Annotated in this window: 17 protein-coding genes; 2 read left to right on the forward strand and 15 right to left on the reverse strand. The window is 44.9% G+C overall.

Translation table 11 applies throughout. The features are described 5' to 3' along the window. Positions 1-778 precede the first annotated feature (778 nt). Positions 779-1,648 (forward strand): aminoglycoside 6-adenylyltransferase, encoded by an 870-nt coding sequence (locus MKX30_RS10370; RefSeq protein WP_069079667.1) that lies wholly within the window; start codon positions 779-781, stop codon positions 1,646-1,648. A 49-nt stretch (positions 1,649-1,697) separates the two neighbouring features. Here MKX30_RS10370 and MKX30_RS10375 read toward each other — a convergent pair whose 3' ends face one another. From MKX30_RS10375 to MKX30_RS10445, 15 genes are all read right to left on the reverse strand, one after another. Beyond that, entirely contained in the window at positions 1,698-3,566 is a 1,869-nt protein-coding gene (locus tag MKX30_RS10375) for an alpha/beta fold hydrolase (protein WP_341062811.1), read from the reverse strand. Between the two features lie 60 nt (positions 3,567-3,626). After that, positions 3,627-4,208, reverse strand: coding sequence for a TetR/AcrR family transcriptional regulator (locus tag MKX30_RS10380; protein WP_226887689.1), 582 nt, complete (start codon positions 4,206-4,208; stop codon positions 3,627-3,629). 66 nt (positions 4,209-4,274) lie between these two features. Next, positions 4,275-4,619, reverse strand: coding sequence for a cupin domain-containing protein (locus MKX30_RS10385; protein WP_023988410.1), 345 nt, complete (start codon positions 4,617-4,619; stop codon positions 4,275-4,277). 121 nt (positions 4,620-4,740) lie between these two features. Then, positions 4,741-5,076, reverse strand: a complete 336-nt coding sequence (locus tag MKX30_RS10390; protein WP_013310132.1) for a YolD-like family protein — start codon at positions 5,074-5,076, stop codon at positions 4,741-4,743. Between the two features lie 12 nt (positions 5,077-5,088). Further along, positions 5,089-5,283 carry a hypothetical protein gene (locus MKX30_RS10395; RefSeq protein ID WP_013310131.1) on the reverse strand — a complete coding sequence of 65 codons (195 nt, stop codon included), beginning with the start codon at positions 5,281-5,283 and terminating at the stop codon, positions 5,089-5,091. A 154-nt stretch (positions 5,284-5,437) separates the two neighbouring features. Further along, on the reverse strand, positions 5,438-5,821 hold the full coding sequence (locus MKX30_RS10400; protein ID WP_023988409.1) for a VOC family protein: 384 nt from the start codon (positions 5,819-5,821) through the stop codon (positions 5,438-5,440). Positions 5,822-5,887: 66 nt separating this feature from the next. Continuing rightward, on the reverse strand, positions 5,888-6,376 hold the full coding sequence (locus MKX30_RS10405; RefSeq protein WP_023988408.1) for a hypothetical protein: 489 nt from the start codon (positions 6,374-6,376) through the stop codon (positions 5,888-5,890). A gap of 85 nt (positions 6,377-6,461) precedes the next feature. Further along, positions 6,462-6,824: a response regulator gene (locus MKX30_RS10410; protein WP_023988407.1), complete on the reverse strand. Its 363-nt coding sequence runs from the start codon at positions 6,822-6,824 to the stop codon at positions 6,462-6,464. 333 nt (positions 6,825-7,157) lie between these two features. Further along, positions 7,158-8,147, reverse strand: coding sequence for a metal ABC transporter substrate-binding protein (locus MKX30_RS10415; protein WP_069079665.1), 990 nt, complete (start codon positions 8,145-8,147; stop codon positions 7,158-7,160). Between the two features lie 52 nt (positions 8,148-8,199). Then, the gene (locus MKX30_RS10420) at positions 8,200-9,048 is read right to left on the reverse strand and encodes a metal ABC transporter permease (RefSeq protein WP_028542348.1); all 849 of its coding nucleotides are present in this window, start codon (positions 9,046-9,048) and stop codon (positions 8,200-8,202) included. Continuing rightward, positions 8,994-9,701, reverse strand: a complete 708-nt coding sequence (locus tag MKX30_RS10425; protein ID WP_023988404.1) for a metal ABC transporter ATP-binding protein — start codon at positions 9,699-9,701, stop codon at positions 8,994-8,996. The genes MKX30_RS10420 and MKX30_RS10425 overlap by 55 nt, the downstream gene beginning before the upstream one ends. 217 nt (positions 9,702-9,918) lie before the next feature. Next, positions 9,919-10,941: an ABC transporter substrate-binding protein gene (locus MKX30_RS10430; protein ID WP_053325337.1), complete on the reverse strand. Its 1,023-nt coding sequence runs from the start codon at positions 10,939-10,941 to the stop codon at positions 9,919-9,921. Between the two features lie 64 nt (positions 10,942-11,005). Next, positions 11,006-11,794: an ABC transporter ATP-binding protein gene (locus tag MKX30_RS10435; protein ID WP_069079663.1), complete on the reverse strand. Its 789-nt coding sequence runs from the start codon at positions 11,792-11,794 to the stop codon at positions 11,006-11,008. Then, positions 11,791-12,900, reverse strand: a complete 1,110-nt coding sequence (locus tag MKX30_RS10440) for a FecCD family ABC transporter permease (RefSeq protein WP_034095024.1) — start codon at positions 12,898-12,900, stop codon at positions 11,791-11,793. The genes MKX30_RS10435 and MKX30_RS10440 overlap by 4 nt, the downstream gene beginning before the upstream one ends. Next, positions 12,897-13,991, reverse strand: a complete 1,095-nt coding sequence (locus MKX30_RS10445; protein ID WP_341062812.1) for a CobW family GTP-binding protein — start codon at positions 13,989-13,991, stop codon at positions 12,897-12,899. The genes MKX30_RS10440 and MKX30_RS10445 overlap by 4 nt, the downstream gene beginning before the upstream one ends. A gap of 234 nt (positions 13,992-14,225) precedes the next feature. On the opposite strand from MKX30_RS10445, the gene MKX30_RS10450 reads away from it, so the two are divergent. Then, positions 14,226-15,227, forward strand: coding sequence for a permease (locus MKX30_RS10450; protein WP_068940793.1), 1,002 nt, complete (start codon positions 14,226-14,228; stop codon positions 15,225-15,227). Positions 15,228-15,234: the final 7 nt, after the last annotated feature.

The raw sequence follows: 15,234 nt of genomic DNA on the forward strand, positions 1-15,234 counted from the left end.
GTCCACTCTTCATAGGCCGTAAATCCTTCATCACGGTTTCAAGAGCAGCTTCCCACTTCTCATCTGCCGGGTAATATAGCACGTAGTCTAATTCTCCTTTGGATGCCAGTTGAGGTAATAGGATTTCTTGAAGCAACATGTTGATTTCTTTTAAAAAGGCTTTATTGTCCGGACTTCCTCCCAGAAAAATGCCTTGGGGGTTGCTCAATACAGCGGTATCCCCATTATTAGATAAAAAAATTCTACCCGGTGTGGTGCCGCTAATAACACCTTGAATCGATATGTGATGCTTCATTGTAATAAAAAGACCGAATGCCTTATAAAAATAAGATTCCGCGAGTTCTATTCCTTGAATCATGTGATGAGCACACATCTGTCCGATTTGCCTCCCATAAGCCTATGAGAGATTCTTTCTTATTCATTTAAATACATAAACCTCTCATAAGCTTTTTGATTTGTTTGTTCGTATTCAAACATCATCACTCCTTTAAACGTATTAGAGGATTAGGCTCTAAGATGGTCTGTACTTGATGCCTCGCTTCATTATGGATAAAACATACAATTCGGTCAAGTGTACTTCTGGTAATGAAGAAGGCCTCGGCAGCACAATTGAATGGCTTCTGTGTATAGGCTATTGTAAGGATAGGAGACTTTTCCCAGATAAAAGAACTTACAGGAGGTTGTTTTCCATGATGCTCCTTGAGCTAGTGGCTATTATTTCTATTGCTCCCTTGTCCACGTTTTTCTCCTTTAGATATCGCTTGTGGAGACAACTATTATGAGAAGTGAACATGAAATGCTTCATACCATTCTCCATTTTGCTCAAGAGGACGAACGGGTACGTGCCGTGATTCTGAATGGTTCACGCGCCAATCCACATGCTTCACGGGACATTTTTCAGGATTATGATATCGTCTTTCTCGTATCCTCCATGGACAGCTTTATTCAGGAACGTCGCTGGATCAACCATTTTGGTGAATTGATCATTATGCAGACGCCCGATGAGCATATGGAACCTGCTCCGATGCCCCGTGATCGCTTTGCTTTTCTCATGTTATTTACGGACGGCAATCGCATAGATCTTACACTCTACCCTGCGAATAATATCGCCAATTGCACCCGAGACAGCTTAAGTGTACTGCTGCTGGATAAAGACAGACTTGTGGAGCCTTTCCCACCGCCAAGTCTTCAAGATTATAAGACGATACCTCCAACTGCCCAAGTCTATGCGAATTCCTGCAACGAGTTCTGGTGGGTCAGTACCTATGTGGCTAAAGGATTATGGCGACAGGAACTGCCCTATGCCAAATTTATGCTGGATCGGCCTGTGAGAGATGCGTTTCACTTGATGCTGGAATGGCATATTGGTATACGAACAGACTTCGCGGCAGACCCGGGTAAACAGGGAAAATATTTTGAGAACCACCTTGAACCTGGACTTTGGGCACTCTACATCCAAACGTTTGCGGATGCAGATTATGAACATATGTGGCAGTCTCTTTTTATCATGGGAAATTTATTTAGAGAAGTTGCCTTGGAAGTAGCGAACCATTATGGTTACGAATATCCGACTCTGGACGATCAACGTGTTACGAACTATCTCCATCACGTAAAAGCTCTCCCAGCAGATGCTAAGGACATTTATTGATAAAAAACCAGTCGGCACTTGATTTATATGTGCTAGGCTGGTTTTATTTTTATACACTAACGTTATTCTGTCGTATGTGCTGCTTTAGATATTGGGCTGTTCGTTCCGGTTGCGAGATCGGAAAATGATGGGCTGCCGGAATATTCAGCGTATGCAGGGCATGAAATGGCTCGGGCAACTTATAGATCTGATCCTTCACACCCCATAGAATCGAAACCTCCTCTTTATCCATTCTTTCGGGTATCTCAGGGACCGACCGGAAGCTATCGGACTTGGTTAGCATGGCTAGGGCTTGCGCAGTCGTCTTTCTTACGCGTGGGGAACGCATTTCTTCAAGAACATACGTGATGTATGCTGGCGGGATATCGTCGATACTTTCAAAACAAGTCTGCGCAAGTAATTGCTTGCGTAAGCCTGACTCGCTGAGTCTGCCTAGCATACTCTCCGTAATTCGTGCGCTCCGATATCTGCGCGGAGCAGTATGCAATACAGGCTGCAATAGGTGTAAGCTACTGATACGCTCAGGTACGCGTTCCCATGCCTTAGCAGCTAGTAGTCCGCCGAACGAATGACCTACAAGGCAGATTGGCGTTTCCAAAGCCTGAATAGCCTGCACTAACGATTCAATGTGGCCTTCTAGTACATCCTCCTTATGATGGTATGGGGAACGGCCAAAACCGGGAAGATCCACCAAGCAAACAGAGGATTCCGGAAATTGATTTGCCAGCGGTATCAAACAATCTGCCCCGCTGAAAGTACCGTGAACTAATACGATCGTTGGATTTCCATTCTTCACCCTTCGCTCCAGGGTAGCTAATGGCCCACGTCTGTTGCGGACATATCCATCTGTATCTATGGTGGAATGAGCAATCCTGAAATCAAGATCAGTAATGACAAATGGGAACATGCTTTTGTTCGTTGCCTGTGACAACCCGTATTTACGTTGAATCTCTCGTGCTGCATCCAGTGGGTAGTCCACATCCACGATAAAATCGAGTGATTCCTTCGGAATACCTAACTTTTGGCCCAGAGGAGTACCCAATATACTGGTTAGCCAAGCTGGCGAGATCGAACCGAGCGGTTTACAGACACGAAGCTCCTTCGCCATATTCGTTCCCAGCTCTATCATCGTTGGACTCTGCTGCCTGTCATCCATCAAGTAGTATGTTTCACTAGAAGGATGTGATTCCTTCGTAAGAACACTGATCAATTCGGCTGCATGATCTACATGGACCAAGGGAAGCCAATGAGATTTTCCGCCGGGGACAAGTCCCATAAGCTTGCGCGCTGTAGAACCTACGAGAATGCCTAGCCCACCAGTTTGGGGCGTATCCCCAGACTCTGAGTCACCCATGACAACGCTCAAATGGACAACCGAAAGCGGAAATCCTTCCTTGTGTGCTCCTTGACGAATACGCAAATCAGCCAAAAATTTCATCCTTTCATATGGAGGCGCCTGTTCCAAATGAGCGATGACGGGCTCGGGAGTAATCCAGTTATGATCATTAAAAGGGCTTTTATACCCAACCAAATGAATAAAATGTCGTAACCCTTTGCTCGCATGAATATGTGTAGCCAACGTTATCATTTCTTCTGCCGCTTGTAGAAAAGCTGCTCTCGCATCCTCCTCTCCCAGCAGAATATCCATCGGGCCTCCTGCGTGAATTATCACATCTGCTGTCTCCACGAGTTGCCTGTCAACAGGATTTAATCCTAGAGCAGGTATACTCAAATTGCCAATAACCGGTGTTAATTTCCCGATATGCCATGCTGTCTCCAAATCCATTTGCCTGCATATTTGTTCCCACTTCTGCTGCGAACGAACCAGGACGGTAATAGTGTGTTCCGCCTTTGAAAGTTGTCGTAACGTATGCATGCCGATAAACCCTGTGCCGCCCGTGATAAAGATATGTGCCATATACGAAACCTGCCTTTTTTAATTTTTAGTACTTCGTAGTACTAATAAAGATTAAAAAAATCACTTTAGCAGAAGTGCTAAAGTAAATTTTAAATTTTCGAGTATGCTCGGGTCCTGGCTTGCATGCTGCAGAAAGAGCGCACCTTCAATGGCCGAGACGATGAATTGGGCCGTCGACCTCGCAGGAAGTTCAGCCTGAATCTCTAATCTTTCCCTTCCCTCGTTCAGCAATATTTCTACGGTAGTGATTTGGCTTTGGAAGAACTGGCTTATTTTATTCCGAAACAAGGCGCTATCTTGAGGCATTTGCGTATAAAGAGTAATAAAGGGACAGCCTCCCAAACAATCTGTCTCTTGCTCTGTCAGCAATTGAAGAAGGATTTCAAAACGTTCCTGAACAGACTGATCCTTACGCGAAACAACTTCATAAATCATCTCATTATACGTTTGAATCAGTTGATCCAGAATGGCTGAAAGTAGCTCTTCTTTACTTTTAAAATAATAGTAAATGTTGGTTTTGGACACATTGCTCACAGCCACAATTTCATCCATACTTGTTGCATGATATCCTTGGGTAAGAAACAATGAGGTGGCGATGCGCAGAACAACATCCCGATTCGTGATTTTATTTTTTTTCATCATATTTAGCACTATACGGTACTAAAAAAGACTTGTCAACCTTCGCTGGAACATGTCTGCTCCAAAATATTATTTTTCGGCCAGAACCCGGTCACCTCTGCTCGCAGGCTGAGAAATAACCAAAAATTCAACATCCTGATTCGTTTCATTAAACATTTGATGAGGCGCCATAGGAGGAACCTCACATCCTTCCTGAGATCCTAATTGGATTCGTTCACCATCCACTTCAAGTACCGCTTTACCTGATAAAATAAAGAAAAATTGGCGCGCATGATGATGATAATGTCTCACCTCATGTGTATTTCCAGGCATCCGCTCATGAATAATGCTCAAATCATTATTTTTCACCAAGCGCCAACCATCACATTGATCTCCCCATATATAATGTTCAGCATTATTTTTACTTATTTTCATATTGAACTCCTCCTTTTGCAATTACAGTTTTATTTTAAATATGGATTCATAGAGCTACAATCTTAATTTTAAAAAACGGCGGGACAAATGTAAAAAACACTCCGACTTAGTCAGACTGTTTTTATATATCCGCCTCGATAATTTCCTCCAACTTTATCCAGCTAAAATCCTCTTCCCCACGGGATAGCTTCACCTCTCGCCGACTTGTGTTAATCACCGTGACCAGTCCACGCAGCTCCTCATCATCAAATGGATTGAACACTTTTAGCGTAATAGGCTTACGTTCGTTATAGGATACGATAATGGCCTGTTCAATCTGCTGCATTTCCTGATCGTCCAGTGCTGGCTTGCCGCGCCTTCCTTGCTCCTTCATCAGTCTTAAATATGCCTCCCGATGCTCAGGCAAAATCATGCGCGAGCTTTCCCATATGCCATTTCCTTCAAGCTTTTTCCCCATCGTAAGCCCCTCCTATGCTGTTCTGGTTACCGGATGCCATGCCAATACATGATCTAATCGAAAAACACGTGGCTGGCCTGTCTGTAAACAGGTGGCTCGTATCAAGCCATTCTGCACACGATGCACCTCGATACGCCGATGAGACAGTTTGCCCTTCCGATCCAAATACACGATTTCCACGATCTGCCCCACGTATTTTTCCAACATGATCCTTCACTCCTTATCAGAACGTTTGTTTGTATTATATGCGAACATGCGTTTGATTATCAATGTAAAAAAATCCCTTGAGGGATTTGACTCTCTCAAGGGATTTCGTAACAATGTAATCTGAACTTAAAAATTTAACTTCTACAAAAATTTATTATTTAGTTCGTTCCCTTACAGCAAAGTAATTTTCTTCATTATCTGCAAAGTTAAACACTCTTCCGAAAGGCATAGTTACAATTTCTCCAACTTTGACATTTTTATTTGATAAGTCGTCATATAATTGATCAAGATTTTCCGAAAAAAACATTAAAGAAGGTGTACCGAGATTTAATTCAGGTGACATTTTAGCAACGAATTCCTTATTGTGGAGAATAATGCTTGTTTCTGCACCCTTTGCAGGAGCAATTTCAATCCATCTCATTCCTTGACCATTATTTTCTTCAGAAATTACTTTAAATCCTACTTTTTTTGTCCAAAAATCCAGTGCCTCATCCTGGTTATTTACATACAACATAATTTGACCGACTTTACTAATCATTGATTTTTCAACTCCTTTGTATAAGTAATTACCAAACCTCGATGCCCCTAATCCCATCTCCTCACTTTAAAATTCATAGGTGGATAGCTTAATATCTTCTTTATTCAAATCTTTCAGCGGATAGACAGGGCCATTCCAATAAGTCAGAATATCAAGCGGCTCATTAGTACCATGTTCTTTTAAAGAAAGAGATAATTCAAGTAATAAATGCGGAAGTTGATAAGAGCTTGTTAAAAACTGATATTCCTCTGGACTTTCACAGTCTTCTGCTCGATAGAACACAAAATATCCCTCGGTATGATCCCCAATGAGTACAATATAGCGAGCAAGAAACATAATTTCGCCATTGGCAAAAGGAATGGAATGTGTCGAAGCAGAGATCAAATCGGTCTCTAATCCCTCAATACGAAGGGTAAGTTCATTGTTAAGAGCATCCATTCTTTCCCTTTGTTCGCTGACGAGGTGTTCATAATTTACAGGGACAAGCCCTCCATTCTTGATCGTAGCGATCAGTTCGTCTATAAATACTTTTTGAGACAACACTCGATTGCTCATCCTATTCATCTCCATATTCGTGAAAATAAGCATGGAATTCTCGCTTTAACATGTTCAATATTTATGTATTAAAAATCTTGATTCCTTAACTCCCCAACATTTTTGTGACGGCATTCACGACCCTTTCCATCTCAAATGGTTTAACAATAAAGTCTTTTGCACCTGCCTGAAATGCTTTTATAATCGCTTCCTGCTGCCCCAAAGCAGAACACATTAAAATGTTAGCTTGAGGATCAAGCTCTACAATCTTTTTAACAGCCTCAAGTCCGTCCATCTTAGGCATATTAATATCCATGGTGATTAAATCGGGACGAAAGTGTGCGTATTTCAAAACAGCATCATACCCATTTTCTGCTTCCGCAATAACAGCGTGACCTAAATCCAAAAGAATATCCTTAAGCACAGAACGCATAAATAAAGAGTCATCCACTACTATAACTGTTGCCAAATTAACCTCTCCAATCCGTTGTCAAATGATATGCACGCCCAAACTTCAATATCGGTGAATAAACTAGTAATATTAATAGAAAGAATCTGTAAAAATAAAAACGCTACCAATGAATTATAAAAGAAATTTGAAACTAGCTACTACAGAATTAGTTTTCAAAAAAACGTTTCACAATGACGTAAATCATTTCTGAAAAGCAAATTACAAAGGACTATATATCTACTGTATCTAGAGCACTAGCCCAGAAAGTACAATCTTCTTAGATAGTTATAAAAAAACTGACGCCGGTATCATTCCGACGTCAGTTTTTAAACTTATTCGTTTAAGAATTCCTTATTCATTCAGAGCTTTTTTCAAAGCCTCCAGATTGTTTTTCATCACACCAAGGTAATCCAGGTTCTTCTGTTTGTCTTCATCCGTCAATCCTTCGAGCGGATTCAGTACATCGGTTTTTGAACCGATTTCAGTAGCTACGGTCTCAGCGACCTTCGGATCAACAAGAGTTTCGAAGAAAATCGTTTTAACATTATTTTCTTTAGCAAATTTGATAATACCCGCCAGCTTGTCCGGTGTAGGCTCTTGCTCTGGAGATAATCCGGCAATAGGTACTTGGGTCAGACCATATTGCTTAGCCAAATAACCAAAAGCAGCATGCTGCGTAATAAAGTCTTTACGTTTTACATCTTTCAGACCTGTTTTGAACTCGTTATCCAGATCCTTCAGCTTGGCGATATAAGCATCAGCGTTTTTCTCATAATCAGCTTTGTTTGCCGGATCGGCTGCCACAAGCCCTGCTTCAATGGACTCTACTTCTTTTTGGGCCAAGACTGGGTTAAGCCATACATGAGGGTCCAGCACATGATCATGATCATGGCCTTCCTCTGCGTGTGCTTCTTCTCCTTCTTCCTCCTCAGCAGTGCCTTCCATCAGGTTCAACCCTTTGCTCGCTTCAACTACAACACGCTTATCGTTGGACGCGCTGCTCAAAGCCTGTTCTGCCCAACCTTCGACGATACCGTTATAAACAAATACGTCAGCATCCTTAACCTGTGCCATATCTTTGGCGCTTGGTTCCCAGTCATGCGGCTCAGCACCGGCAGGAATCAACGCGGTTACGTTAGCATGGTCTCCAGCAACTTGCTTGGTAAATTCATACATTGGATAAAAAGTGGTGACCACATTCAGCTTGTCTGCTGTTTGTGCCGCATTCGGCTCGGTTTGGGAAGCATTTGTAGCTGTATTATCAGATTTGGCTCCGCAGCCAGACAAAATAAGTGCTAGTCCCGCAGACAATACAAATGATTTTTTGAACCATGTATTCATATTCATTACTCCTTTATGTGTTAGTTTTTAGTCACTCTCACTGTAATTACACTCACTGGCCTGTCGCATTCTTCCGTCGGGAAGCCTGCTGCTTGCCCAGCTTACGGACCAGCTTTTGAATACCAGCTCCTACGATCAGGAATAATAACAGCACCATGGCAATTGTCCCCCCTGGGGGTGTACTAAGTTCATACGACGCCGTTAAACCCATAAATACGCCGATCAATGCAGTGATCATAGATATCCAGATGGCTGCCGCGAAGCTCGGTGCGATTCGAATCGCCAGCGCCGCAGGGAGCACGATGAGTGAGGAGACAAGCAGCACACCGACAATCGGCATTGCAGCAGCTACAATCATCCCTGTTAAAATACTAAATGCAAATGAGATGGACTTGACAGGAAGACCATTAGTCTTCGCCGTTTCTTCATCAAAGGTAATCTGATACAATGGACGCCGGAATACAAAAAAGAAAATACCTCCGATCACAGCCACTACAATCATCAACATCAGTTCTGTCTGATTGACCGCTACTACCGAACCGAACAAATAAGCGGAAAACCCTTTGTTGATGCTCTGATTCAGATTCATTAAAATAACGGCCGTCGAGAGGCCACCTACCATAATAATAGCCACAGATATCTCACTATATGTTTTATAAGACCTGCGGACGTATTCAACGATAATCGCGCCGATTACGGCAACAATAAATCCAGTTATCGTTGGGTTAATGCCTAAATAGGCACCCGCTGCCACCCCTGCCAGCGATACATGCGATAGCATGTCCGCCATGAGAGCCTGACGCCGTAGCATCAGATAAACTCCAAGCACCGAGGCCAGCAGTGCAATTACCCCACCGGCACAAAATGCCCGCTGCATGAAGTCGTAGTGCAGCATTTCCATCCGCCATCTTCCTTCCTCTCAAGCTCAATAATTCGATCCAGATAATGTTGCACTTCCGATAGTCCATGGGTCACCATGACCACAGTTCTTCCATATTCCTTAACCTGCTGATTCATCAGATCGTAGAAATGATGGCGGCTTTCCTGATCCATTCCGGTCGTGGGCTCATCCAAAATGAGCAGATCCGATTCCTGAGCGAGTGCTCTTGCCACACAAATACGTTGCTTCTGTCCACCCGACAATTCTCCGATTTTACGGTGACGCAAATCCCACATGCCTACCTGACGCAGCGCCTGCTCAGTCAGATCATGATCCTCAGGCCGCATACGGCGCAACCAAGAGCCATGAGTATATCTTCCTGAACGGACAAATTCCAGGATCGTACTTGGGAATCCGCCATTGAATGCAGCAATTTGTTGGGATACAAAGCCGACAACGAGCTTTTTGCCTTCACCTGTACGGTTAGACATGAACACCTTGCCCTTCCAAGGCTGAAGCAAGCCGAGCAACAGTTTGAGCATGGTTGATTTGGAAGCACCATTCGGTCCGGTAATAGCTACAAATTCTCCCGAAAAAATTTCAACATTGGCATCCACCAAGTTAGGAACGTCTCCGTAGCCAAATGTGACCTGTTCCAATGAGGCCAATAACATGACGCAAATCTCCTTTTCCTTTAAAAAGCCTGGAGCCATCTGAGCGATCATCATTTGCGCAGATTCTCCAGGTCGTTTATGATCATTAAACCATCTACCGTAATTATTACGATTTGGTAATAAAAAAATAAGCGTTTGATAAACGTAACCTTTACGCATTAGCAAGTTTAACAGTTTAGGCAAGGTTCGTCAATGTTTTGGAAACTCTTTTGTTTGTTTACTTCACCTTGTCCGGGTATAAGCCTGCCGCCAAGGTTTTCAACGCGATCGGAGCGCGCACGCCTTCAGCCGCTGCGGATAATGGCAGTACTATAAACCGTTTGTTTTTGATCGCTTCCACACCAGCCAGCGCAGGCTTGCTCAGGAGCAGCTTCTCTTTATCCGCCAGTGAAGTATCTCCATAGTCGAGAATGACAATGACGTCAGGATTACGGTTCACAACCTCTTCCCAGCTTACCTCGGTAAAACTTTTGTCGATATCATCAAAAATATTTTTCGCCTTCACACTTTCAATCAAAGACGTTAGGTAATTGTTGGCAGCCGTAAAGGGCTTGTCTTCTCCGCTGTCATAGACAAACACCTTGGGTGGCTGTTCAACAATACCAATTTGAGTCTGAATGGACTGCACTTGTTCACGAATGTCATTTACCAGCTTTTCTGCACGCTCCTCAACCCTGAAAATACGCCCAATATTTAGTATATCCTGATACACATCTTCTAACGTGGGACCCGGTTTATTGGAGGACTCCTGTACATAGGTCAGCACCCCTTGTTTGGCTAGCTCCTCACGGGAACCCAGATTTTTATCATTAAAGGCACTCTTCCAGCCCGCATAGGCAAAATCCGGTGCAGCGGCCATAAACACCTCTTTGGACGGATATTGTCCGGCCAGTACCGGGATTTTGTCATATTGAGCCTTATATTTTGGCAAAATCTGATCATCCAAATACGCAGTTCCTACCATAGAGGATTCCAGTCCAAGGGCCAGCATAACCTCAGTTGCATGCTGGTTCAATGTAACCGCGCGTTTGGGCGCCTCGGGAAATGCCATTTTAACGCCCATGTTCTCAAGCTCTACCGACGTCTTATTGGTTGCCGATTGCAATGCGGCAGGTTGCTGCCCGTTTGCCAATGGATCGCTTGTTTGAGCTGTGTTTCCTGCTGCGCAGGCTGATAACAACAGCATCATCGCCAAAGCGAGCATAACCAGCGGTAACGCGGGCTTGCTATATTTTTTCATATGTACCGTCTCCTCTTTTATTTGTAGTATATCTTACCTCATCGTATCACCTTTTCTGTTGACGTTATGGATAGCCTCCTCTCCTGAGAGAATCCGGTAAAAAGGTAATATTCGGCTTCCCGGTTTTTGGATGAATGCAGATTTCTGTCTCCACACCGAATACACTCCACAGCAGGTCTGGCTGAAGCACATCCTCCGTTATGCCAGAGGCTACCACTTTGCCTTCTTTTAATACATACATTCGATCACAATAAAATGCCGCCAAATTCAAATCATGTAGTGCAGCTAGCGTAGTTATCCGAAGTGTTTTGACCAAATCCAAAATTTGCAACTGATACCTGATATCCAGATGATTCGTCGGCTCATCCAAAACAAGAAATCTCGCCTGCCCGGCCAAAGCTCTGGCGATCAATACCCGTTGCTTTTCTCCGCCGGACAAGGTGGCAAAGCCCTGATCCGCCTGAGCATCCATGCCTACCCGCTCCAGCGCCTGCTCGACCAGTTCATGATCGACGACAGTATCTGCTTCCAGCAGTTTCTTATGCGGATGGCGCCCCATCAGCACGATGTCCCGTACTGAAAAATCAAACGTTTGCGGCGCATCCTGACTCACCACTGCCATTTGTCGGGCCGTCTCTTTATACTTCATCCGCAGCATATCCTGGCCATCCAACGTAACCAAACCACTGTCAGGCTTTAGCACACGATACATATTTTTGAGCAACGTCGATTTCCCGCTGCCATTCGGACCGATCAATCCGACCAGCTCCCCTGCTTTTACCTGGAGACAGATGCCGTCGATCAGCCGTTTGTCGTGAATACTGAAGGTCACGCATTCGACTTCTATATTCATTTTTCGCCTCCAAACGAGTAGGAACTACGACGCAGCAGCCACACAAAAAAGGGTCCTCCGCACACAGCCGTCACAATACCAATCGGCAGCTCCTGTGGAGCCAGCACGAGCCGGGCACATACATCAGCCCACACGACAAAAATAGCTCCCGCCAACAGACTGACAGGCAGTACACGCCGATGATCTGATCCCACTATCAGCCTAACGATGTGCGGAATCATAAGCCCGACAAAGCCAATCGAGCCACTAACTGATACGACTGCCCCGGTTAAAAGAGACGCCACAACAACCAGTAATACGCGGAACGCCTGTACGTTCACACCGAGCGTTACTGCGGTCTCTTCACCCGTTAGCAAAGCATTCAGCGAACGGTATCGGGTCAGGAGCACAGCCGTTCCAACGGCTACAATGAGGCTTGGAATAAAAAGCGTATCCCATTGAGCACCTGCCAGACTTCCCATCATCCAATACATCGCGTCACGAATGCCTTTTTCATTCGGGGCCATCGTAACGATAAAGCTAGTCACTGCCGACAGCATCATAGACACCGCCACCCCTGCCAGCAATAAGCGGGTCGTCGATATGCTCCCAGCCACACGGGCTAACGCGAACACCATAAGCATTGCAGTTAACGAACCTATAAAAGCAGATAAAGGCAGCGCAAGTCGTCCTAAAAATCCGAAAGCTCCGAACACAATCACCAACGTGGCTGTTACCGAAGCCCCAGACGAGACTCCTAAAATATAGGGATCTGCTAACGAATTACGGATTAATGCCTGTATAGTCGCTCCTGTAACAGCAAGTCCTGCTCCTACGACAACACCTAGCAGCACGCGTGGAAAGCGGATTTCCCAAACGATATATTGCTCAGGCTTGGTCCATGTCACGGGTATCCACTGGTCCAGCCAGGGAAGATGGGACAGTGCAATTCGCCATATCGTCCCCGGTGTGACAGCTACAGGACCCAGCATAACCGCGAGTGTGACCGAAAGCAACAGTCCAGCAGTCAGCAGCAGAATTGTTGTAAATCCCCAAGTAGGCTTGCCCGCTAGGTGTGCGCGAGAATTATGTTGTGATGGATTAAGGTTGCTCGTTCTCGAAGTCATGAACTACTACTCAATGGCTTTTCGGCAGCTTCCAACTTTCTCAATTGTTCCTCGATCTCGGAAGCAGAGAAATTCTCACCCATGACAACCGCTACATCGTTCACTGGCTTTTGCGGGCGGATCGGAATGATTTCCAGCTCCCGATAGGCAAATTGAAACATCATCTGGCCCTCTGATTCCAGAAACCGCACAATTCCTTTGGCCCGGTAAATTTCAGCTGGCAAACTGCGGAACAACTGTTCAAACTCGGATCGTGGCACAGGTTGTCCAAAGAAATGCGTGTGAACAACTACATGGTCGTAGGAATGATAATGCTCCCCATGTTCGTGGCCATGTTCGTGGCCATGGGCGTGATCACGGTGATCATGATCATGATGATCTGTATGGTTATCATGATCATACGTCTGCAAATGATTTTCCGAATGAGAATGTTTACTCTTAATATCAACTGCGGATTCCTTATGCCGCGAAACGTCCATACGCTCCTCTCCTTGAGTGGAGAAAAAAATACCCGCGTCCACGTCACTTCGTTGCGTGCTCACAGTCAAAGCATATGGATTTAACTCTTTTACGAGGGCCTGTACTTTCTGCAACTCGCCCGCAGCCAATAAATCGGTCTTGTTAATAATCAGTTTGGAAGCGCACCGAAGCTGATCCTGCATCAAACGAAGCGACTTGCTTCTCTCGTTCCCCGAGGCAAAGTCCAGAAATTGATGCGCGTCTATGACCGTGATAACGGATTGTAAAATCATAGAGGAATAGATGGAGGCGTCTGTCACTGCATCTACAATCTCCATCGGGTTAGCCACTCCGGTACATTCTACAATAATCACGTCCGGCTTATATTCATCAGCAAGATTCATGAGCTCGACGCCCAAATCCCCGCGAATGGTACAGCATATACAACCGCTGAGCATTTCCTTCATGGGTGCTTGGCCATTCACCAAACTGCCGTCCAGATTAACATCACCCAACTCATTCATCAAAATGGCTGGCTTGAGGCCCTTCTCCTTGTAGTAAGCCAGCGCATACTGAAGAAGAGTGGTTTTACCGCTACCCAAAAAACCGGATAAAACAACAATCGGTATCATATAACCCCTCCTTGTCTTTGCAACATTTAATATGGATCGTACCGTAAAAGTTTCCTTCTTGCAATCCTTTATCAGAAATTAATCGTAATAATTACTAATAACAAACATAAATATATATGACCACTCTTTGAATTGTCAATATAGGAGGTGAGACAAGCACAATCCAGCGGGCATGATTGTCCCTCTACAGACATAGGATGTAGATAAGAACCCTTATTCCCAAGGAGACGTGGAATGAAAAACAGTACGCTGTTGAAGATGCTGCCTTTTATAATTCCGTTTGCCTTTCTCATCCCTGTGCTTGTCACGCTATCTCCCCAGTGGCTTCGTTTGTTAGATATGGGCCAGCTGCAACCGTTAAAAACGGTATTTATGGGTATTTTTCTGGAAGCTGTTCCGTTTCTCCTTATCGGTGTACTCGTCTCATCCCTTTTGCAGTGGCTTGTACCGGAGACATGGATTCGCAAAATAGCGCCTGCGCATCCTGTACCGGGTGTCCTGCTGGCCTCCTTACTAGGTATGCTATTTCCCATCTGTGAATGCGGCATGATCCCTGTCGTTCGCCAATTAATGCTCAAGGGAATGCCTGCCTATATGGGTATCACTTTTATTTTAAGCGGGCCCATTATCAATCCCGTGGTACTGGCTGCGACGATGATGGCTTTCCCTTCCCATCCCGAGGTCACTGCCGTTCGAATGGGTTTGGCTTTTGCCGTCTCCGCGATCATCGGGCTGATCGTGTATGCCTTTGTACGAGTGCATCCGCTCAAACGGTCGTTGCTCTCTTTTAACCAGCAAAAGCAGAACAATCAGACTCATCGGCATAGTCGCACATGGCGGGGCTTTTTTGTACATGCTGGTGACGAGTTTTTGGACATGAGTAAATATCTCATTATCGGCGCACTATTAACAGCCTGCATTCAAACCTTCATCCCACGCGATGAACTGCTTTCGTTAAGCAACGGAACGGTTGGATCGTACGCCTTTATGATGGGTTTTGCCTACATACTGTCGCTGTGTTCCACCTCCGATGCCTTTGTAGCCACTGCTTTTTCACATACCTTTACACTGGGTCCGCTGGCAGCCTTTCTTGTACTCGGTCCGATGCTAGACTTCAAAGGCACGCTCATGCTGCTAAGCACCTTCCGCACCAAATTTGTCGCCATCCTGGGCTTGCTCATTGTTTCACTCGTCCTAGTGGGTTCTATAGCTGCTGAATGGTTATTAGGGAGGTGAATACAAA

This window comes from Paenibacillus sp. FSL P2-0173 (assembly GCF_038008045.1).
In the GTDB taxonomy this organism is placed as follows: domain Bacteria; phylum Bacillota; class Bacilli; order Paenibacillales; family Paenibacillaceae; genus Paenibacillus; species Paenibacillus polymyxa_B.